Genomic DNA, 20,069 nt, shown 5'->3' with positions numbered 1-20,069 from the left:
CAAACAGGACTTTCACCATGACCGCCGTCGTTTTCAAACCCACCGGGTCCGTCAATCCAAAGCGGGCCGAGTTCGCGCTGCTCACCGAGTTGCTCGATGCATCGATCCACTCCGGACTGGATCTCGCGGAACTCGCGGCCGAGCGGGTTGCGGTTGACGTTATCGACCGGTTGTCGGCTCATGGCCTGAAAGCAGACGAGCTGAGCTTCATCATTCCGCGGCGAACGCTCACGCATCGCCGGCAGAATCAGGAACGTCTCTCGACCGATGAATCCGACAAAGCCATCCGCCTAGCTAAACTCGTCGCGCAGTCCGACACGGTTTTTGACAATCAGGACAAGTCGATGCAATGGCTGAGAAGCCCGCAACGCCGCTTTGGCGGAAAGACGGCGCTCGACATGGCTAGCACCGAACACGGCGCGCGCCTGGTCGAAGAAGCACTGGTGCAACTCGACGAAGGGTACTTCGGCTGATGGAGTTATGGCGTATCAGCAACTATGCAGATCTGAGAGGCATCGGTGGGCTGCGTGCGCCAGGCCGCTGGCATTTCGCGGGGCAGCCGGTCGTGTATCTCGCGGAACACCCGGCCTCGGCCTTGCTCGAAATCCTCGTTCACCAGAATCTGAGCCATTCGGAACGAGTGCCGGACTCCTATCAGTTATTGCGTGTTGAAGTCCCCGCCGACATCGCAGTCGCCGAATTGCGTGAAGCCGATACCCCCGAGAACTGGCGCGCCGATGCGCAATGGACACAGTCGGCCGGCACCGAGTGGCTTGCCGGCGGAGCGACTGCGTTGTTGAAAGTGCCAAGCGCCATCTTGCCCGCGACCAACTTCCTGCTGAATCCGGCGCATCCCGACGCGGCTCGTCTCGAGATCGCGGAGGTGATTCGGGTGAGCCACGACAGGCGAATTCTGCGACTGTTGTCGAAGGACTAGGCCGTCAAAATGTGCGATGACGAGATCCGCGCCGCGACCGGCGTCCATGCGCGCGGCATCGAGCCAGCCGTCGAATAGGAAATGCAACTAACTGTCTGACCGCGCCGCACCTTCAAGCAATCACGGCCCGACGCAGACAGAACATCCAGAATCAGCGACCAAGCGATGGGCCTTCGCTCCGAAAACGACCGCACCTCGCGCAACCCGCATCGCGTAAAATTTCCCCTTCCATACCACCACGCCAAGTCACCATGCCAACGCCCGCCGATAACCCGCGCCCAAAGGAAAGCGAAGGCGTTGCTGTCATCGACCGTGCGTGTGCGATCCTGTTCGCTTTCCGTCCCGACGACGACGCCCTGACGCTCGCCGAACTCGCAGCCAGAACAGGCCTCTATAAAAGCACGTTGTTGCGGCTTGCCGGCGCGCTGATCCAGCATCGCTTGCTGCTGCGTCTGGACGATGGCCGCTATCAGCTAGGCCCGTCCACCTTCATGCTCGGCGCGGTGTATCAACGCAGCCTGAATCTCGCCGATATCCTCGTTCCGCTCATGCGCGAACTCGCCGAGATCAGCGGCGAAAGCGTGTCGTTCTATGTTCGGGATGATGCGGTGCGCGTGTGTCTGCATCGTGTGGATTCGACGCATGCCGTGCGTTATCACGTGCGTGAAGGCGATGTCCTGCCCCTGGAAAGCGGCTCGGGCGGGATGGCGTTGCTGGCGTTCGGCGGCAAGGAAGGCGAAGCCTTCGAGCAGATTCGCGAAGACTTTTATTATGTATCGATGGGCGAACGCGACCGCGAAACCGCAGGAGTATCGATGCCCGTTTTCGGCGTGCGCCAGACCTTACGCGGCGTGATCACGCTTGCGGGTCCGAGCTCGCGTATCGATCGGACTTTCGTGGACCGGAATCTCGGCGCGCTGTTCGACTGCGCCGCGCGAGCCACCGATGCGCTAGGCGGCGACGCCCGCGCGCTGCGCGAGGCGCAACGTCGCGCCGCCGAAGTTCACGCCAAATGACGCTCGGGCTTGCCCGTGTACTTGTACGCCATTTGCCGCGGCATCGGACCTTTGTTGCGTTCCTTGCGGCCGCGCTGCTCCCACGCGTGCGACAAGATCCCGACCGCCCGCGATAAACAAAACACGCCGCGCGCAAGTTCGGGCGCAAAACCCAGCTCGGCATAAATCACGGCAGTCGCGCCGTCGATGTTCATCGGCACCGGCTTGTTCTTGCGCGCCTTCAACAACGCTGCGATACCCCGTGCCACCAATGCATATTTTCCGCTGATCACGCCTTGTTCGACGCTGGCATCGACTAGCGCGAGCAGCCTGACCGCGCGTGGATCCACGGGATGAAACCTGTGTCCGAAGCCCGGCAGATATTTGCCGCGTTCGCTGATAAACGCATCGACGCCTTGCGCGACGGCATCGTTCAACGTGGCGCCCGCGGTTTCCAAAGCGACGATCGAGTCGTACAACTCGACCGCTTGCTGGCCGGCGCCGCCGTGGACGTCGTCGAGTGCATTGATGGCCGAAGCCATCGCGCCGTTAAGCGGCAAACCGCAACTCGTGGCCATGCGCGATATCGCGATCGAAGGGGCGTGCGGCCCGTGATCGACAGACGCGACCAGCGCCGCTTCGAACAGCCTCGCCTGATTCTCATCGGGCAATTCGCCGCGCAGCATCAGCCAGATCATCTGCGGAAAACTGATCGATCCAATCAGTTCCTGGATTGGAAAGCCGCGCACGTTGATCGAACCCGGATGGATATCGATGATCGATGTGCTCCAGTAATCCGCGGCAAGCGTGGCAGCATCAAAATCTTGCGTCATCTTCAGATCACTCCTTCGGCGCGTAGTTGATCGATTTCCGCCGCATCGAAACCGAGCGTGGAAAGATGGTCACGCGTGTTCGCGGACAGCTCGGGCGCGGGCGATGTCGGCGCGGTGTCGGCATCGGCGAAACGAAACCCCGCGCGAGTCACGCGTTGGCGGGTTGCGGCGTCATCGCCATTGAATTCATGCACGAACTCGCGCGAGACCATATGCGGATGCGCGAGGATTTCCGGCACCGACATCACTCGCCCGGCGGGCACGCCGGCTTCGATGAATTTCGCGTCCCAGTTCACTGCGCTGTCCGACGCCAACGCGGTTTCTATCTCCAGCTTCAACGCCGCCCGATTGATCTTGCGTGCGTTGCGCTCGGAAAAACGCGGGTCATCGGCCAGTTCCGGGCGGCCGATCAAGCGGCACAAACTCACGAACTGCTTGGTTTCGTTTGCGGCGATATTGAGCAAACCGTCGCCCGTCCTGAACGTGCCCGAAGGCGCGGCCGTGAAGTTCTCGTTGCCCATGGGCGAAGGCGTGACGCCCGCGTTCAGATAATTCGATACCACCCAGCCCATGGTCGAAAGCGTGGCTTCGAGCATCGATACATCCAGCATCCGGCCGCGGCCGTTGGCGCGTGAATCGACCAGCGCGGCGCAAATGCCGAACGCGGCGGTGAGTCCGCCAACCGTATCGGACACCGGATAACCCACGCGCAGCGGCGCGCTCTCGGAATCGCCGGTGACGCTCATCACGCCCGAAATGCCTTGAATGATCTGGTCGTAAGCGGGGCGTTTCGATAGTTCGCCATCCTTACCGAATCCGGAGATAGCGCAATAGACAAGTTTCGGATTGATCTCGCTGAGCGCTTCGTAGCCGAGTTCAAGCCGCGTCATCACGCCTGGCCGGAAATTCTCGACCAGCACGTCCGCGGTCTTGACGAGCGAACGAAGAATTTCCTTGCCGCGTGCGTCTTTCAGATTCAGCGTGATCGATTGCTTGCCTGCATTCACAGCAACAAACGATGCCCCCATGTCACGCGCCGATGCTTCTTTATCGGCGCCGAGCCTGCGCGCCAGATCGCCCCCTTCGGGATGTTCGACCTTGATGACCTCGGCGCCAAGCAGCGCGAGTTGATAGGCGCAAAACGGCCCGGCCAGCACATTCGATAAATCCAGCACCCGCACTCCAGCTAACGGAAGCGTCATGTCAAACCCTCTTGTTTAAAGCCGAAAATCCATACAACCTGACCGCGAGGCGTCAATGCGAGATCTCGTCCAGATTGCGATTGTTCGTACGCGGTCCAAAGATGCCGATGGCACCCATCACCAGGATCATCGACGCGCTGATCAACGCGAACACGCCCGTCACTTCGAAGTGACGCAGCGCGAACGCAATCATGAAACCCGAGAACATGGCGGAAAGACGCGAGATGGAATAAACCAGACCGACGGCGCGCGCTCGCAGCCGCGTCGGAAAAAGCTCGGTTTGATACGCGTGGTAACCGACCGAAAGCAAGGTGCCGCACAACGTGATCAACACGCCGAGAATCATCAGCATGACGGGCGATGTCTGCGTTGCAAACAAGCTGCCGAACACGGCAATACCCAATGCGGACAATACAATCAGCGTCTTGCGTTCGATACGGTCTGCGATCGCCATGCCAATCAGCGGCCCGAACGGATTCGAGATTGCGATAACAAACGAATACAGCAAGCTGTGCGTGATCGTGACGCCTTTCGAGACGAGCAGCGTCGGCACCCAGGACGCAAATCCATAGAAACCGATGGCCTGGAAAAAGTTGAAAACGAGCATGGTGATTGCGCGCTTGCGATACGGCGGCTGCCAGATTTCGCGGAACGCCGCTTTCGTGGTCGCCGGTTCAACGGTCGCAACCGGCTCCGGCAGCGGACGTCCATATTGCGCGGCGACCTTCGTTTCAAGCGCATGGAGCACGTGTTCTGCTTCCGCGGCACGGCCTTGCTGCGCGAGCCAGCGCGGACTTTCCGGCACGCGTTGACGGATCGCCCACACCACGAGCGCACCCAGCGCCCCGATGATCACGACCCACCGCCAGCCATCCAGCCCGAATGGCTTTTGCGGCACGAGCCACCACGCGAAAAATGCGACCGACGGCACCGCCGTGTATTGCACAAGGTGAACGAATGCGAACGCACGCCCGCGCAAGTGTTTGGGCACGAGCTCGCTGACGTAGGTATCGATGGTCACGAGTTCCACGCCCACGCCAATGCCCGCAATCAGACGCCACAGGTTGATTGCGGGTGCAGTGGTCTGGAATGCCATGACGAGAGTTGCGATGGAGTACCAGAGCAACGAGACGGTGAAGATGCTTTTGCGGCCATACTTATCGGCCATACCAGCAAGAAAGAACGTGCCGATAAACAAGCCCGCGAACGATGCCGCCACGAACGCGCCCAACCCCGACACGCCGAAGAACGAGGCGGTCGTTGTCGAATACAAGCCGCTTTTCACGAGACCCGGGCCTACGTAGGCGGTGAAAAACAGGTCGTAGAATTCGAACCATCCGCCAATGGACAGCAGGAAAACAAGCATCCACACCGAGCGCGTAGCCGGCAAGCGGTCGATGCGCGCATTGATGCCGGGCACGGTTTCCTTCGCGTCGGCGTTTGGTTTGTGCGATCCACGGTTCGCATCGATTGGCAGACTTGCCATTGAACCCTCCTACGGGTGTCTCATCTTTATCGTTCTATCTAACAGAACGCCGTTCTGTTTATGAGTTATGCGAGGTTAGTGCGTGAGGAGGGCATGCGAAATAAGGGGTTTTACCTAATCGCCGTGTTTTATGACTTCGCACCCGCAAGTATCCAGGCAATGACCGTATGCAGATCGGCATCGCTGATATTGGGGTTGGGAGGCATCGGTATTTCGCCCCATACACCCGCGCCGCCGTTGCGGACTTTCGTGAACAACTTGTCGGGCGCTGAAGGGTCGTTCTTGTACTTCTTCGCGACCGCCTGATATGCCGGTCCGACGACCTGCGTTTTCACTGCGTGACAGCCAAGGCAGTTGTTCTTTTGCACAATCGATAAAGCCGCTGCTCCGTCCGGCGCCGCGTGGGCCGTGATTGCCGTCGACACGAACGCCGAACACATCACCCCGATCAGCACTCTCTTCATCGTTTAGCCCACCACCTTGTCTGCCGCGCTGTTCGACACGTGGCTGCGAAAGTCCATCGATGCGTTTGCCCTCAGCCCTTGATATCGAAGACAGGTGACGCGAAGGAATGATGCAAAGTTCGTCGTCTCACCAAGATGCTGCGTGATCTCCTCATGCAATTTGGCGATGAGTTGATTGGTGGTCATGTCGTTATCCGCGGCAAGTTCGGAAAGTGTTTGCCAGAACAGGTTTTCAAGGCGGATGGTGGTTGTCACGCCGCTGATGCGTACCGAGCGGGCTCGGCATTCGTAGAGAATCGGATCGGTTTGCGCGTAGATCCTGCACATGAACGAGCTCCTTGCAAAAAGCCACGAAGGCGGAGCCGCCGGATGGCGGCTCCGTTCCGGCATCTAGATACTCCGGCGTTTCATCTGGTCCGCGATGTAATCCGATTGCCGGATCGCCAGCGACACAATCGTGAGCGTCGGGTTTTCGGCGGCGCTGGTCGTGAACTGGCTGCCATCCGAGATAAAGAGGTTGGGGATATCGAAGGTCTGGCCGTGTTTGTTGCAGACGCCATCGCTTGATTTCGCGCTCATCCTGCACGTGCCGAGATTGTGCGTGGACGGGTAGGGCGGTGTACGCAACGTCTTCACCGCGCCCGCTGCCGCGTAGATCGCCTCGCCTTGCTTGAACGCGTGATCGCGCATGGCGATATCGTTTGGATGGTCGTCGTAGTGAACGTTCGCGACCGGCAAGCCGACTTGATCCTTCACGTCGTGATTCAGCGTGATGCGGTTCGTCTCACGCGGCATGTCTTCACCCACTATCCACATGCCTGCGGTATTTGCGTAGTTATCCATATAGTAAGTAAAGTCCGATCCCCACGCGCCCGGGTCGAAGAAGGCCGCCGCAAAAGGAAGCCCGAGCGAGATGGTTTCCATCTCGTAGCCACCCGCGAAGCCGCGCTTTGGATTGAACTCGGCTTCATCCGTGATGATGCCGGCCATCACCGTTCCCCGATAAAAATGCACCGGCTCCTTGAACACGCCGTACACGGAACCGGTGGTGTGACGCATATAGTTGCGCCCGACCTGGCCCGAGCTGTTCGCGAGTCCGTCAGGATTCTTCGATGATTCCGATAACAACAAGAGGCGCGGTGTTTCTATCGAATTGCCTGCGACGCACACCACACGTGCGCGCTGACGTTGCGGTTTGCCGTCCGCATCCATATAGATCACGCTGCTTGCCTTGCCGGCCGCATTCGTTTCGATGCGCATGACATGCGACTCGGGACGCACTTCAAGCCGTCCGGTCGCTTCACCGGCGGGAATCTCGGTGTAAAGCGTCGACCACTTCGCGCCTGACTTGCAGCCCTGGAAACAGAATCCCAGTTGCATGCATTGCCCGCGTCCCGCACGCGGACGGCCGTTGATTGCCATGTGGCCGGTATTGCAGTTCTTGTAGCCGACCTTGGTCGCGCCGTCGTACATGATCTTGAAGTTGTTGTTGCCCGGCAGACCCGGAATGCCGTTCGTGCGCGTCACGCCCATCTTGTTCTCGGCGCGCGCATAGTACGGTTGAAGATCGGAAAGCGTAATGGGCCAGTCGAGCAGATTCGCTTGATCGATGGAACCATAGGTCGTGCGCGCCTTGAACTCGTGCTCGTGAAAACGCAGCGATGCACCCGCCCAATGCGTCGTCGTACCGCCGACCGTCTTGCAGATCCACGCCGGCAATTCGGGGAAATCTTTTGCGACGCGCCAATTACCGGACGTCGTGCGTTTATCGGTCCACGCGAGTTGCCCGAAGGACTTCCATTCGTCGTTGATGAATGTGGCCGATGACTGCCGTTTGCCTGCTTCCAGCACCACCACTTTCACGCCTTTCTGACACAACTCGTTTGCAAGCGTCCCGCCGCCCGCGCCCGAACCGACGATCACGACGACCGAGTCGTCGTTGTAGTCGAACTTAGCCATGCTTGCCTCCTCGGCAGATTTTCGCGTTCAGGTTCGGATTCAGGCGACCGGCGGACTCGCGGCCGCAGGCGGGTTAGGCAACCATGTCAGGTCGTTGAATCCGCGGCCGACGTAACCGCCCTTGCTGAATGCCTCGCCTTCATAGCCGAAGTGCGCAAACGACATGTCGTTGTTGTAGAGCGAAGTGACGCATTGCGCGCGCACGAGCAGCACGAACGGATCGGTCTGGTTCGCTTCGACGATAGCCGTACGTTGTGCATCGGAGAGCGCGGTGTTGCCGGCCCATTTTCCTTGCGATGCATCGTTCAGTTTCGCCACGCCGTTCTTGATCACGTCCATCGTTTTCTGATCGGTGGCTTTTGCGTCGACATCTTTTGCCGCGAGCGCGTAGACCGCGTCGGGCAGCGTCTTGTGCGGATAGAGCGTGCGCGCGAGCGTCATGATGGCGTCGGCCTGAGCCTGGTCGATATGCGTCAGCTCGACCGCCCACGCGCGGCTCGGCGCAAGCAACGCGATGGGCGTGCCGGCGACCAGTACGCCGGACAGCATCACCGAACCTTTGAGGAAGTGCCTGCGGCTGACACGCGCAGACGGTGCAGCGGCTGGGAAACCGTGCAGGCTTTCGGCAGCGATGACGGCAATGGGGATTGCCTTGGGCATGATTGTCTCCTTTTATAGTTTGACCGGCAGTCGCTTCAGTTCATACGTAGTGACCCTCCCTCGATAGCACTTCGATCTTGTAGCCGTCGGGATCGGTGATGAAGAAAAAGCGCGCGGCAATCGCGCCGTCGTGCGTGAGCGATTTGAGATCGCCCGGCTGCATGCCCTGGTTTGACAAGCGGTCGCGAAACGCCTCGATGTCATCGACCGCAAACGCCACGTGACCATAGCCCGTGCCGTGCGTATAGGGCGTTGTCGTTCCCTTGTTCAATGTGAGTTCGATCTCGGCGCCGCTCTCCGCGTCGCGCAAATAGACGAGCGTGAAAGTATCGAAATCGAGGCGATGCGACTCGCGCATGCCGAATGCGTCTTGATAGAACGCGATAGAACGATCCAGCGCTTCAACGCGGATCATCAGATGGAGATATTTGGTCATGCGCGCCTCGTGTCATAGCGTCGCTTCAGTATGCAACGTTGACACAAAAGCGGGTAATAGCGGGTTATTACGCTGCTGGTACGGGCCTGTGTTTTCCCCTATGGAACGTGTTCGCTCGGGTGAAACACCTAGTACGTATCGCTGCGCATCAAGAAGATCGGCAGCGATACGCAGGGACCAACAATCAATAAGCGCCCATGTAGTCGCGCTTGCCGATCTCGACGCCGTTATGACGCAGGATTGCGTACGCGGTCGTCACGTGAAAGAAGAATTGCGGCAAGCCGTAGTGCTGCAAGTACGCGCTGCCGGCAAGCTTCTTTTCTTTAGGTGTACCCGGACGCAGCACGATTTCCTTGTTTTCGCTGCCTTCGAATTGCGCGGCATCGAAGGAAGCAATGTGAGCCAGCGCCTTCGCGATCAGCGCCTGCAAATCGGCAAACGTCACTTCGGTGTCGGGCCATGACGGTACTTCCGCGCCGGCGAGGCGCGAGCTCACGCCTTTCGAAAAATCCACCGCGATCTGTACCTGGCGCACGAGCGGGAACATGTCGGGGAACAGGCGCGCCTGCAACAGCGCATTCGGTTCAATGTTCTTTTCGGTTGCGTGCACTTCAGCTTTCCGGAGCACCTCGGACAAAGCCGTCAGCATTTGCTTGAAGACCGGGACGGATGCGTTGTAGATGGAAATGGTCATGATCACTTTTACGTAGATGTGGGTGGGTCCGCCATAGCGCCGGATGCCGCGCCAGATTATACGGTCGCGCGATGAAGGCGCGGAGTCGGTCGGGCCAATAGGTACCGGGAAAACCCGAGGTCACATGAACACATCAAACAGCGTTATGCTGCGCTTGTTCTTGATATACCATATTGGATATATTTAAATAACGATGCTGCGCCGGATACCGACAGGGAGACACCCACCTCAATGGCTGATACGTATGTTGGACTCCGCCCGACGCCACTGACACTCGCGCTCGTGCCGATCAGCGCATCGGCCTCGCTGCGCGACCAGGCGTACGCACGACTGAAGCAGGCTATCGCCGATGCAGATATTTATCGATCGCGTGAAGAGATCCGCCTCGATGAGAAAGAACTGACCGAAGCGCTGGGCGTAAGCCGCACGCCAGTTCGCGAAGCGATGACGCTGCTCGAGCAGGAAGGTTTTCTGCGCACGGTGCCAAGACGCGGCATCTATATACAGCGCAAGACCAAGCGCGAAATCGTCGACATGATCTATATGTGGGCCGCGCTTGAAAGCATGGCAGCACGTCTGGCCACGCTGCATGCGTCGGAGGCGGACATTGCAGGACTGCGCCGCATGTTCGACGATTTCCGCGATGCCACGCCGGCCGACCATATAGAAGAGTATTCGGAAGCGAATCTTGCGTTCCATCAGGCGATCCTGGATTTGTCGCAATCGCAGGTGATCCTCGACACCATGAAGAACCTCTTCGTCCATGTTCGCGCCATCCGGCGGATGACGATCGCGCAGAGCGACCGGGCATCGCGATCGATCGTGGATCATATGCATATCATCGAAGCGCTGGAGCAGCGCGACACCGAGCGCGTCGAGCGCCTCGTCCGCCAGCATTCGGTGGAGCTTGCGCTGTTCGTCGAGACGAACTGCGATTTTCTCGATTGAATCGCGCGTTCTACAGTTCGTCGGAATGTAAGACGCACCATTTGATTAGTCATCCGTTAGGTCTTGCGCAACCGTTTGCGCAAGTAGCGTTGATCTTCGAAGCGCACTCATAAATGGCGAGTCATTCGGCCTTCAAGAACGTGAATTTTCAGTGTCTCGCAAAATCGCGATGTCCGGTCAACTTGGTGCGATGCACACACCCATTTTCCGAAAGCCGCGTCGAACATGGCTCATCTGATTTGCCGCACCGCAACAATCAAGCATCGAAACAAAAAGACGCTTGACTAATACTGTGTGTGGAATATTGTATATCACGAACTACACAAACACCCCGCCAAAGGAGGAGACGTCATGGCCGAAGTAGTAAGTAACCCGCAGAGCGCCACTGCAAGCGACACGCAAGTAGAAAAGAAGGCGGAAACGACGGATGGTTTCCATCTGGTCATCGATGCACTCAAGCTGAACGACATTCACACCATTTTCGGTCTGGTGGGTATTCCCATCACCGACCTCGCGCGCCTCGCGCAAGCCGAAGGCATGCGCTTCATCGGCTTCCGTCACGAGCAGCATGCGGGCAACGCGGCCGCTATCGCCGGCTATATGACGAAGAAGCCGGGCATATGCCTGACGGTTTCCGCGCCAGGTTTCCTGAACGGCCTGACTGCACTCGCCAACGCGACCACGAACTGCTTCCCGATGATCCTGATCAGCGGCTCGAGCGAACGCGAGATCGTGGACTTGCAGCAGGGCGACTACGAGGAAATGGATCAGTTGAACGCAGCGAAGCCTTACGCGAAGGCCGCGTATCGTGTGCTGCACGCAGAAGATATCGGCGTGGGCATTGCACGTGCGATTCGCGCGGCTGTGTCTGGCCGTCCTGGCGGCGTCTATCTGGACTTGCCGGCCAAGCTGCTCGCGCAAACCATCGACGCTGTGAAGGCGCAGCAGTCGCTGATCAAGGTTGTCGATGCCGCCCCGAGCCAGATTCCCGCCCCGGATTCCGTGAAGCGCGCAATCGATGTACTGAAGGGCGCGAAGCGTCCGCTGATCCTGCTCGGCAAGGGCGCGGCGTACGCGCAGGCCGATGCGGAAATCCGCGCATTTGTCGAAAAGAGCGGCATTCCGTATTTGCCGATGTCCATGGCAAAGGGCCTTCTGCCCGATACCCACGAGCAATCGGCGTCTGCTGCCCGTTCGTTCGTGCTGCAGGAAGCCGATGTCGTGGTACTGATCGGCGCGCGGCTGAACTGGCTGCTGTCGCACGGCAAGGGCAAGACGTGGGGCGCGGTACCGAAGAAGTTCATTCAGATCGACATCTCGCCGACGGAAATCGACAGCAACGTCGCGATCGCGGCGCCCGTCATTGGTGACATCGGTTCGTGCGTGTCCGCGCTGCTGAACGAAATTGAGTCGGGCGGCTTTGCGAAGCCGAGCGTCGAATGGACCGGCGCGATCACCGAACGCAAGAGCAAGAACCTCGCGAAGATGGCCGCGACGCTCGACCAGAACCCGTCGCCGATGAACTTCCACAGCGCCCTGCGCGCAATCCGCGATGTGCTGAAGACGCGCCCGGACATCAACGTGGTGAACGAAGGCGCGAACACGCTGGACTATGCGCGCAGCATCATCGACATGTATGAGCCGCGCAAACGCTTCGACTCCGGCACGTGGGGAATCATGGGCATCGGCATGGGATTCGCGATCGGTGCGGCCGTGACGAGCGGCAAGCCGGTGGTCGCAATCGAAGGCGACAGTGCGTTCGGCTTCAGCGGCATGGAACTCGAAACCATCTGCCGATACGACCTGCCGGTGGTCACCATCGTGTTCAACAACAACGGCGTGTATCGCGGCACGGACGTGAACCCGACCGGTGGCAAGGACGTTGCGCCGACCGTGTTCGTGAAGGGCGCACGCTACGACAAGATGATCGAGGCATTCGGTGGCGTGGGTTTCAATGCCACCACGCCGGAAGAATTGACGAAGGCGCTGCAGGAAGGCATCGCGTCTGGCAAGCCGACGCTGATCAACGCTGTGATCGATGAAGCCGCGGGCACCGAAAGCGGCCGTCTGACGAACCTCAACCCGCAAAGCGCGGCGATGAAAAAGTAAAGCGAAGCTAAAGGAGACATGACATGAGCAAACCACTCGAAGGCATCAAGATCATCGACTTCACACACGTCCAGGCAGGCCCTGCGTGCACGCAGTTACTGGCATGGTTCGGCGCGGACGTTATCAAGGTCGAACGTCCCGGTTCAGGCGATGTAACCCGCAACCAGTTGCGTGATATTCCAGACGCCGACGCGCTGTACTTCACCATGCTGAACAGCAACAAGAAGTCGCTGACGCTCGACACCAAGAAGCCCGAAGGCAAGGAAGTGCTGGAGAAGCTGATCCGCGAATCCGATGTTCTGGTCGAGAACTTCGGCCCGGGCGCGCTGGACCGGATGGGGTTTTCGTGGGAACGGCTGAACGAACTGAACCCGAAGATGATCGTGGCGTCGGTCAAGGGCTTCAGCGACGGCCATCATTACGATGACCTGAAGGTCTACGAAAACGTCGCGCAATGCGCGGGCGGTGCAGCATCGACGACGGGCTTCTGGGACGGTCCTCCGACCATCAGCGCAGCCGCGCTCGGCGACAGCAACACGGGCATGCACCTGGCCATCGGCATTTTGACGGCGTTGATTGGCCGGGATAAGACCGGCAAGGGTCAGAAGGTGGCGGTATCGATGCAGGACAGCGTGCTGAATCTGTGCCGCGTGAAGCTGCGCGATCAGCAGCGCCTCGACCGCCTGGGCTATCTGGAAGAGTATCCGCAATACCCGCATGGTGAATTCAGCGATGTCGTGCCGCGCGGCGGCAATGCCGGCGGTGGCGGTCAGCCGGGCTGGGTGCTCAAGTGCAAGGGCTGGGAAACGGACCCGAACTCGTACATCTACTTCACGATCCAGGGCCACGCGTGGGCGCCGATCTGCAAGGCGATCGGCAAGCCGGAATGGATCGACGATCCGAAGTACAACACCGCCTCGGCACGGCAGCCGCACATCTTCGACATCTTCGCGACCATCGAAACCTGGCTCGCCGACAAGACCAAGTTCGAAGCCGTCGATATCCTGCGCAAGTTCGACATTCCTTGCGCACCGGTCCTGACCATGAAAGAACTCGCCAATGATCCGTCGCTGCGTGCAAGCGGCACGATCGTGGAAGTGCCGCACAGCGTTCGCGGCTCGTATCTCACGGTCGGCAGTCCGATCAAGTTCTCGGACCTGAAGCCGGAAGTGACGGCATCGCCGCTGTTGGGCGAGCATACGGAAGAAGTCTTGGCGAGCCTCGGTTATAGCCCGCAGGAAATCTTCAACCTGAAGGAAATCCAGGCGGTCTGATCGTCTGGATTCGTCGTAAAAGCCGGTCGAAGCACCGGGGTCTCATTCTTCGAGACCCCGCTCGATGCGGCGCCACAAAGCGGGCGCCGCGTTGAACTGAATCATTACCCTTCCAGAATGGGCGGAATCCTGACTGATTACAAATCAGTCTACCGCCGCAGCCATCGACACCCTCACGGAAGTTTTGCGCGCCAATGTGCCGATGGCGCCCGTTCGTCTTTTCATCGTGAAGCGCTATCAGGAGGTTCCAAATGCACGTTGAAGTCCTTGGGCAATACAGACTGGAACTGTCCGCCATGCAATTGATCCACAACGGCGGCTGGGCGGCCTACCTCGCCATTCGCACCGTCGATGAAAACCAGCAGTCGCAATCAGGCTTGCTGCCCTATCAGCACGTGGTCGACGAAGCCGTGTTCGAGAGCGAAGCAGCGGCAATCGCGGGTGCACGTCGTGCAGCAATGGCAATGTTGAGCACCGCGGCAACCCGATAAAGCGTGCGTTTAATGATTGGTAATCCTGAATGACCAAACTGGATTATCGGAATCAATTGGCCGACTCAGCAGACGCATAAAACAAAAGCGTTCGACCGCACGAAATTAGTCATAAAAGCGGTTGCAGAAATACGATGTTCAAAATACGATATATCAGAAGAGGCAAGCCAAGGCAGTTCACCCGGCGTGCGGACCTTCGCTGATCCGTGAGCGATCCGCGGTACGAGCCGGCAAAGTCCGGCAGCCAGCCACGCGCCACGCCAAGCAGACAAGATCAATTTAGGGAGACGCAAAATGGGCAAGGCATTGGAGGGCGTGAAGATCCTCGACTTCACGCATGTGCAGTCGGGGCCGACCTGCACGCAGTTGCTGGCGTGGTTCGGCGCGGACGTGATCAAGGTGGAGCGGGCGGGTGTAGGCGATGTCACGCGTGACCAGCTCCGCGATATCCCCGAGGCGGACAGCCTGTACTTCACGATGCTGAACCACAACAAGCGATCGGTCACGATCGATACAAAGAATCCCGAAGGCAAGCAGGTTCTCGAAGAGCTGATCCAGGTCTGCGACGTGATGGTCGAGAATTTCGCTCCCGGCGCGCTGGACCGGATGGGCTTTACATGGGAACGCGTCCAGGAACTGAACCCGCGGATGATCGTGGCGTCGGTGAAAGGTTTTGGTCCCGGTCCGTATGAGGACTGCAAGGTCTACGAGAACGTGGCGCAATGCGTGGGCGGGGCCGCGTCGACGACAGGTTTCGACGATGGTCCGCCCGTTGTGACCGGTGCGCAAATTGGCGACTCGGGAACGGGCCTGCATCTCGCACTCGGCATTGTGACAGCGCTTTTTCAACGACACACAACGGGTCGCGGCCAGTACGTTCTCTCCGCGATGCAGGACAGCGTGCTCAATCTGTGCCGCGTGAAGCTGCGCGATCAGCAACGCCTGGAACGCACAGGCGTGATGAAGGAATATCCGCAGTATCCCAATGGCGAGTTCGGTGAAGCCGTGCCACGTGCAGGCAACGCATCCGGCGGTGGTCAGCCCGGCTGGATCCTGAAATGCAAGGGATGGGAAACGGACCCGAACGCGTACATCTATTTCATTACGCAAGCGCCCGTGTGGGCGAAGATCTGCAACGTGATCGGCAAGGAAGAATGGGCCACCGATCCGAACTACGCCACCGCCGCCGCGCGACTGCCGCATCTGAAGGACATCTTCGCCGAGATCGAACGCTGGACCATGACCAAGACCAAATTCCAGGCCATGGACATTCTGAACAAATACGACATTCCGTGCGGCCCGATTTTATCGATGAAAGAAATCGCGGAAGAGCCGTCGTTGCGCGAAACCGGAACCATTGTCGAAGTCGATCATCCGGTGCGCGGCAAATACCTGACCGTCGGGAATCCTATCAAGTTGTCGGATAGCCCCACCGAAGTCACGCGCTCGCCCTTGCTCGGTGAACACACCGACGAAGTGATGGCCGAACTCGGCTATCAGCCGGAACAGATTGCGCATTTGCGAGCGGTCGGCGCCATTTAAAACGCCGGCTTGCAATAAAAGATGATGCGACGCGGCTGAAATGCAGCCGGCGTCAGCGCACCCCATAAAAACTTGCAGGAGACAAACGATGAAAACGTGGATACGGTTTCGGAACGCGCATGGCCAGACGGGATTCGGCGTTCTGGAAAACCATCGCATCACGCAATACGACGGTGAGATGTTCGGGGTTTCGACTCCCGGCGCCAATTTGCTGAGCCTTGAAGACGTCACGCTGCTGAGCCCGTGCGTACCGACAAAAGTGGTCGCGCTCTGGAACAACTTTCACGCATTGTCGGAGAAACTGGGGAAGGCCGCGCCTTCCCATCCGCTGTTTCTCATCAAGCCGCCGACTTCCGTGATCGGCCACGGCGAACCCATCCGGCGACCGAAGGCTTACAGCGGCAAGATCGCATACGAAGGCGAACTGGCAATCGTGATCGGCAAGCGCTGCAGCAATGTGTCGGCGGAAGAAGCCGATGACCATATCTTCGGCTATAGCTGCATCAACGACGTCACCGCCGCCGAACTCCTCAACGAAGATCCCAGCTTCGCGCAATGGTGCAGATCGAAGGGCTTCGATACCTTCAGTTGCATCGGCCCCGCGATCCAGCGCGATTTCGACTGGCGCAATGCGCATGTCGTCACGCGTCTCGATGGCGTCGAGCGCCAGAACTATCCGCTCTCCGACATGATCTATTCGCCCGCGCAGCAAGTGAGCCTGATCTCGCAAGACATGACCCTCGAACCCGGCGATGTGATCGCGTGCGGCACGTCCATTGGCGTCGGATCGATCAAGGATGGCGCGACGGTGGAAGTGTCTATTGGCGGGATCGGGGTGTTGTCGAACGTTTTAGCGGGCGGAGCCTGACATGGCCATGACCATTGCTGTACCGCGCGAAATCCTCGCGGGCGAGCGCCGCGTTGCCGCGACACCCGAAACCGTCGGCCAGTTGTTGAAACTCGGCTTCGCGGTGAATGTGGAATCGCAGGCGGGCCTCGCCGCATCATTCGATGACGACGCCTACCGTGCAGCCGGCGCCCGGATTGTGAGCGACACGACCGCGTTGTGGTCCGGCGCCGACGTCGTGATCAAGGTGCGCGCGCCCGAACCACAGGAAGCGGCGCTGCTGAAAAAAGGCGCGACGCTGATCAGCTTCATCTGGCCGGCACAAAACGCCGCGTTGCTCGCGCAACTTGCAGCGGCCGGCACCAACATCATGGCCATGGACTCCGTACCGCGAATCTCGCGCGCGCAAAAGCTCGACGCGCTCAGCTCGATGGCGAACATGGCGGGTTACCGCGCGGTTATCGAAGCGGCGCAGCATTTCGGGCGCGTGTTCACCGGGCAGATCACTGCCGCAGGCAAGATGCCGCCGGCGAAAGTGCTGGTGATCGGCGCAGGCGTTGCGGGCCTGGCGGCGATCGGCGCCGCGCGCAGTCTGGGCGCGATCGTGCGTGCATTCGACACCCGCGCCGAGGTCGAGCAGCAAGTGGAAAGCATGGGTGCTGTGTTCCTCACGATCGATATCGAGGAAGAAGGCGGCGGCGGTGGCGGCTACGCGAAACAGATGAGCGCGGAGTTCATCGCAGCCGAGATGGCGCTGTTCGCGGCACAGGCAAAGGAAGTGGACATCATCATCACGACCGCCCTGATTCCGGGCAAACCCGCGCCGAAGCTGATCACCGCGGAGATGGTCGGCATGATGCGCGCGGGCAGCGTGATCGTGGATATGGCGGCCGAGCAAGGCGGCAATTGCGAGCTCACGCAGCCGGGTGAAGTGGCGCAGATCCACGGTGTATCGATAGTCGGTTATACCGATCTCGCAAGCCGCATGGCCACGCAATCAAGCCAGCTTTACGGCACCAACATCCGTCATTTGCTGACCGATCTCACGCCGCAGAAGGATGGCATCGCGAAGATCAACATGGACGACGACGTGATGCGCGGCGCAACGGTCGTGCATGACGGCGTCGTGAGCTGGCCGCCGCCGCCGCCAAAAACGGCGGCCATCGCGCCGCATAAACCTGCGGCCGCCAAACTCGTTGCAACGGATATCAAGGAAGAACCGCGCAGCGCCTTCATGTCGATCGTGATCCTGGTCGTTGCCGCAGTAGCCCTGCTCGCGCTCGGTGCGGTCGCGCCGCCTGCTTTCGTCGCGCATCTGACTGTGTTCGTGCTTGCGGTGTTCGTCGGTTACCAGGTGGTCTGGAACGTGACGCCCGCATTGCATACGCCGCTCATGAGCGTGACCAACGCCATCAGCGGGATCATCGTGATCGGCGCGTTGCTGCAACTCGGTACATCCGACACGCTCGTGACGGTGCTTGGCGGTATCGCGTTGCTGGTTGCCACGATCAACATTGCAGGCGGGTTCCTCGTGACCCATCGCATGTTGAAGATGTTTCAGCGCAATTAAGGAGAAAAAAAATGCTGAACGGAATTGGCAACATTGCGTATCTGGGCGCCGCCGTGCTTTTCATCTTGAGCTTGCGCGGGTTGAGTCATCCGAGCACCGCGCGCCGGGGCAACATCTATGGTGTAGTGGGCATGCTGATCGCGGTCGTTGCGACATTGCTGATCGCGCAAGGCGCAGGGCTTGCGGTCGTGCTGGCAGCGGCTGTGATCGGCGCGGCGATTGGGGCTGTGCTCGCGCGGCGTGTCGAGATGACGCAAATGCCGCAGCTCGTTGCGGTGCTGCACAGCTTCGTCGGACTTGCGGCGGTATTGATCGGCTTCACCAACTACCTCATGCCGATGGGCGATATCGCCGGCGCCGAGCTGACCATTCATCTCTGCGAGATCTACCTTGGGGTGTTCATCGGCACGATCACGTTCACGGGCTCCATTGTCGCGTTCCTGAAGCTGCAAGGCACGATCAGCGGCAAGCCGCTCGTCTTGCCCGCGCGGCATATGCTGAATCTCGCTGTGCTGGTCGCGTGCGTGGCGCTGGGTTACCGGTTCATGACGGCCAACGTGGTCGCCGACGGCATCACCGCGTTGCTCATCATGATCGTGCTTGCGGCAGCGCTCGGCGTGCATCTCGTGATGGCGATCGGCGGGGCGGACATGCCCGTGGTCGTGTCCATGCTCAACAGCTATTCCGGATGGGCAGCCGCTGCGACCGGCTTCATGCTGAGCAACGACTTGCTGATCACGACCGGCGCGCTGGTCGGTTCGAGCGGCGCAATCCTGAGCTACATCATGTGCCGCGCGATGAACCGCAGCTTTTTGTCGGTGATCCTGGGCGGCTTTGGCGCAGCAAGCGGAACGAGCACAGCGGACGTTGGCGGCGAAGTGATCGCAACGAGTATTGACGAAGTCTGCGCCATCCTGCGCGATGCATCCGAGGTCATCATCGTGCCGGGTTACGGCATGGCCGTGGCGCAGGCGCAGACCACGATCAGCGATATCACGCGCAAGCTCGAAGCACTCGGCGTGAGGGTTCGCTTCGGCATTCATCCGGTTGCGGGACGCCTGCCGGGACACATGAACGTGCTGCTCGCCGAAGCGAAAGTGCCGTATGACATCGTGCTTGAAATGGACGAGATCAACGAGGACTTTCACACGACGGACGTCGTGCTCGTGATCGGCGCGAACGACATTGTGAATCCGGGCGCACTCGAAGATCCGGGCAGCCCGATTGCCGGCATGCCGGTGCTCGAAGTGTGGAAGGCGCGCACGGTCGTGGTCTCCAAACGCGGCATGGCGACCGGTTACGCGGGCGTGGACAACCCGCTCTTCTACAAGGACAACACGCGCATGCTTTTCGGCGATGCCAAGACGAGTGTCGACGCATTGCTGCGTCAACTGTCCGCCGCCTGATCGAAAGACGGGAACGAATTGCAACGGTCAACTAAGGCAAGGGTTTAGCTAAGCGCTGCATTCCACTCACGCGCTTTGAACAGCGCGTTGACCACGCGCATCCAAAATTTATTAGGCATCCGGAATATATAAGGTTTACCTAATCAAAGGCATAAGAAACTTTCACTTTCGTTAATGGATGAACGTTGCCATCATGGCTTCAGCCTGAGGCATTCG

Annotated in this window: 20 protein-coding genes; 11 read left to right on the top strand and 9 right to left on the bottom strand. The window is 59.5% G+C overall.

The window, feature by feature from the left end:
• The first annotated feature begins 17 nt into the window (after positions 1-17).
• The 3 genes from parS to AX768_RS16705 all read left to right on the top strand — a co-directional run bounded on the left by parS (position 18) and on the right by AX768_RS16705 (position 1,953).
• The gene (gene parS / locus AX768_RS16720; RefSeq protein WP_062001261.1) at positions 18-473 is read left to right on the top strand and encodes a type II RES/Xre toxin-antitoxin system antitoxin; all 456 of its coding nucleotides are present in this window, start codon (positions 18-20) and stop codon (positions 471-473) included.
• On the top strand, positions 470-937 hold the full coding sequence (locus tag AX768_RS16715; protein WP_086386678.1) for an RES family NAD+ phosphorylase: 468 nt from the start codon (positions 470-472) through the stop codon (positions 935-937). Before parS ends, AX768_RS16715 begins: the two co-directional genes overlap by 4 nt.
• A gap of 251 nt (positions 938-1,188) precedes the next feature.
• Positions 1,189-1,953 carry an IclR family transcriptional regulator gene (locus AX768_RS16705; protein WP_062001258.1) on the top strand — a complete coding sequence of 255 codons (765 nt, stop codon included), beginning with the start codon at positions 1,189-1,191 and terminating at the stop codon, positions 1,951-1,953.
• Here the strand turns inward: AX768_RS16705 and AX768_RS16700 are convergent.
• The 9 genes from AX768_RS16700 to AX768_RS16660 form a co-directional block, all read right to left on the bottom strand.
• Positions 1,941-2,765, bottom strand: a complete 825-nt coding sequence (locus AX768_RS16700) for a citryl-CoA lyase (protein ID WP_062001257.1) — start codon at positions 2,763-2,765, stop codon at positions 1,941-1,943. The two genes, AX768_RS16705 and AX768_RS16700, sit on opposite strands and share 13 nt — an antisense overlap.
• Before the next feature lie 2 nt (positions 2,766-2,767).
• Positions 2,768-3,967 (bottom strand): CaiB/BaiF CoA transferase family protein, encoded by a 1,200-nt coding sequence (locus AX768_RS16695; protein WP_062001256.1) that lies wholly within the window; start codon positions 3,965-3,967, stop codon positions 2,768-2,770.
• A 52-nt stretch (positions 3,968-4,019) separates the two neighbouring features.
• On the bottom strand, positions 4,020-5,453 hold the full coding sequence (locus AX768_RS16690) for an MFS transporter (RefSeq protein WP_062001255.1): 1,434 nt from the start codon (positions 5,451-5,453) through the stop codon (positions 4,020-4,022).
• 128 nt (positions 5,454-5,581) lie between these two features.
• Positions 5,582-5,917, bottom strand: a complete 336-nt coding sequence (locus AX768_RS16685; RefSeq protein ID WP_062001254.1) for a c-type cytochrome — start codon at positions 5,915-5,917, stop codon at positions 5,582-5,584.
• A 3-nt stretch (positions 5,918-5,920) separates the two neighbouring features.
• On the bottom strand, positions 5,921-6,244 hold the full coding sequence (locus AX768_RS16680; protein WP_062002276.1) for a ribbon-helix-helix domain-containing protein: 324 nt from the start codon (positions 6,242-6,244) through the stop codon (positions 5,921-5,923).
• Positions 6,245-6,307: 63 nt separating this feature from the next.
• Complete coding sequence (locus AX768_RS16675) at positions 6,308-7,876, bottom strand: GMC family oxidoreductase (RefSeq protein WP_062001253.1); 1,569 nt, start codon at positions 7,874-7,876, stop codon at positions 6,308-6,310.
• Positions 7,877-7,915: 39 nt separating this feature from the next.
• Positions 7,916-8,536: a twin-arginine translocation signal domain-containing protein gene (locus AX768_RS16670; RefSeq protein WP_062001252.1), complete on the bottom strand. Its 621-nt coding sequence runs from the start codon at positions 8,534-8,536 to the stop codon at positions 7,916-7,918.
• 40 nt (positions 8,537-8,576) lie between these two features.
• Positions 8,577-8,972, bottom strand: a complete 396-nt coding sequence (locus AX768_RS16665) for a VOC family protein (RefSeq protein ID WP_062001251.1) — start codon at positions 8,970-8,972, stop codon at positions 8,577-8,579.
• Between the two features lie 184 nt (positions 8,973-9,156).
• Complete coding sequence (locus AX768_RS16660) at positions 9,157-9,666, bottom strand: DUF1993 domain-containing protein (protein ID WP_062001250.1); 510 nt, start codon at positions 9,664-9,666, stop codon at positions 9,157-9,159.
• A gap of 231 nt (positions 9,667-9,897) precedes the next feature.
• Between AX768_RS16660 and AX768_RS16655 the strand changes: the two genes are divergently transcribed.
• The 8 genes from AX768_RS16655 to pntB all read left to right on the top strand — a co-directional run bounded on the left by AX768_RS16655 (position 9,898) and on the right by pntB (position 19,853).
• On the top strand, positions 9,898-10,614 hold the full coding sequence (locus AX768_RS16655; RefSeq protein WP_062001249.1) for a GntR family transcriptional regulator: 717 nt from the start codon (positions 9,898-9,900) through the stop codon (positions 10,612-10,614).
• A gap of 351 nt (positions 10,615-10,965) precedes the next feature.
• The gene (oxc, locus tag AX768_RS16650; RefSeq protein WP_062001248.1) at positions 10,966-12,723 is read left to right on the top strand and encodes an oxalyl-CoA decarboxylase; all 1,758 of its coding nucleotides are present in this window, start codon (positions 10,966-10,968) and stop codon (positions 12,721-12,723) included.
• A 23-nt stretch (positions 12,724-12,746) separates the two neighbouring features.
• A complete protein-coding gene (gene frc, locus AX768_RS16645) occupies positions 12,747-13,997 on the top strand; it encodes a formyl-CoA transferase (RefSeq protein WP_062001247.1) in 1,251 nt (416 codons plus the stop codon).
• 251 nt (positions 13,998-14,248) lie between these two features.
• Positions 14,249-14,488 (top strand): hypothetical protein, encoded by a 240-nt coding sequence (locus AX768_RS16640; protein WP_062001246.1) that lies wholly within the window; start codon positions 14,249-14,251, stop codon positions 14,486-14,488.
• Positions 14,489-14,782: 294 nt separating this feature from the next.
• Positions 14,783-16,030, top strand: coding sequence for a formyl-CoA transferase (gene frc / locus AX768_RS16635; protein ID WP_062001245.1), 1,248 nt, complete (start codon positions 14,783-14,785; stop codon positions 16,028-16,030).
• Between the two features lie 88 nt (positions 16,031-16,118).
• Complete coding sequence (locus AX768_RS16630; protein ID WP_062001244.1) at positions 16,119-16,898, top strand: fumarylacetoacetate hydrolase family protein; 780 nt, start codon at positions 16,119-16,121, stop codon at positions 16,896-16,898.
• 1 nt (position 16,899) lies between these two features.
• Positions 16,900-18,447, top strand: coding sequence for a Re/Si-specific NAD(P)(+) transhydrogenase subunit alpha (locus AX768_RS16625; RefSeq protein ID WP_062001243.1), 1,548 nt, complete (start codon positions 16,900-16,902; stop codon positions 18,445-18,447).
• Between the two features lie 11 nt (positions 18,448-18,458).
• On the top strand, positions 18,459-19,853 hold the full coding sequence (gene pntB, locus AX768_RS16620; protein ID WP_062001242.1) for a Re/Si-specific NAD(P)(+) transhydrogenase subunit beta: 1,395 nt from the start codon (positions 18,459-18,461) through the stop codon (positions 19,851-19,853).
• The last annotated feature ends 216 nt before the right edge of the window (positions 19,854-20,069 follow it).

It is taken from the genome of Burkholderia sp. PAMC 28687 (genome assembly GCF_001577465.1).
In the GTDB taxonomy this organism is placed as follows: domain Bacteria; phylum Pseudomonadota; class Gammaproteobacteria; order Burkholderiales; family Burkholderiaceae; genus Caballeronia.
Note: the sequence above shows the minus strand (reverse complement) of the source record. Positions and strands in the feature narration are given on the sequence as shown.

What these genes read in the sequence shown, in the direction of transcription:
- parS (WP_062001261.1), top strand. Translation starts at nt 18, where the DNA reads ATGACCGCCGTCGTTTTCAAACCCACCGGGTCCGTCAATCCAAAGCGG.
- AX768_RS16705 (WP_062001258.1), top strand. Translation starts at nt 1,189, where the DNA reads ATGCCAACGCCCGCCGATAACCCGCGCCCAAAGGAAAGCGAAGGCGTT.
- AX768_RS16700 (WP_062001257.1), bottom strand. Translation starts at nt 2,765, where the DNA reads ATGACGCAAGATTTTGATGCTGCCACGCTTGCCGCGGATTACTGGAGC.
- AX768_RS16695 (WP_062001256.1), bottom strand. Translation starts at nt 3,967, where the DNA reads ATGACGCTTCCGTTAGCTGGAGTGCGGGTGCTGGATTTATCGAATGTG.
- AX768_RS16690 (WP_062001255.1), bottom strand. Translation starts at nt 5,453, where the DNA reads ATGGCAAGTCTGCCAATCGATGCGAACCGTGGATCGCACAAACCAAAC.
- AX768_RS16685 (WP_062001254.1), bottom strand. Translation starts at nt 5,917, where the DNA reads ATGAAGAGAGTGCTGATCGGGGTGATGTGTTCGGCGTTCGTGTCGACG.
- AX768_RS16680 (WP_062002276.1), bottom strand. Translation starts at nt 6,244, where the DNA reads ATGTGCAGGATCTACGCGCAAACCGATCCGATTCTCTACGAATGCCGA.
- AX768_RS16675 (WP_062001253.1), bottom strand. Translation starts at nt 7,876, where the DNA reads ATGGCTAAGTTCGACTACAACGACGACTCGGTCGTCGTGATCGTCGGT.
- AX768_RS16670 (WP_062001252.1), bottom strand. Translation starts at nt 8,536, where the DNA reads ATGCCCAAGGCAATCCCCATTGCCGTCATCGCTGCCGAAAGCCTGCAC.
- AX768_RS16665 (WP_062001251.1), bottom strand. Translation starts at nt 8,972, where the DNA reads ATGACCAAATATCTCCATCTGATGATCCGCGTTGAAGCGCTGGATCGT.
- AX768_RS16660 (WP_062001250.1), bottom strand. Translation starts at nt 9,666, where the DNA reads ATGACCATTTCCATCTACAACGCATCCGTCCCGGTCTTCAAGCAAATG.
- AX768_RS16655 (WP_062001249.1), top strand. Translation starts at nt 9,898, where the DNA reads ATGGCTGATACGTATGTTGGACTCCGCCCGACGCCACTGACACTCGCG.
- oxc (WP_062001248.1), top strand. Translation starts at nt 10,966, where the DNA reads ATGGCCGAAGTAGTAAGTAACCCGCAGAGCGCCACTGCAAGCGACACG.
- frc (WP_062001247.1), top strand. Translation starts at nt 12,747, where the DNA reads ATGAGCAAACCACTCGAAGGCATCAAGATCATCGACTTCACACACGTC.
- AX768_RS16640 (WP_062001246.1), top strand. Translation starts at nt 14,249, where the DNA reads ATGCACGTTGAAGTCCTTGGGCAATACAGACTGGAACTGTCCGCCATG.
- frc (WP_062001245.1), top strand. Translation starts at nt 14,783, where the DNA reads ATGGGCAAGGCATTGGAGGGCGTGAAGATCCTCGACTTCACGCATGTG.
- AX768_RS16630 (WP_062001244.1), top strand. Translation starts at nt 16,119, where the DNA reads ATGAAAACGTGGATACGGTTTCGGAACGCGCATGGCCAGACGGGATTC.
- AX768_RS16625 (WP_062001243.1), top strand. Translation starts at nt 16,900, where the DNA reads ATGGCCATGACCATTGCTGTACCGCGCGAAATCCTCGCGGGCGAGCGC.
- pntB (WP_062001242.1), top strand. Translation starts at nt 18,459, where the DNA reads ATGCTGAACGGAATTGGCAACATTGCGTATCTGGGCGCCGCCGTGCTT.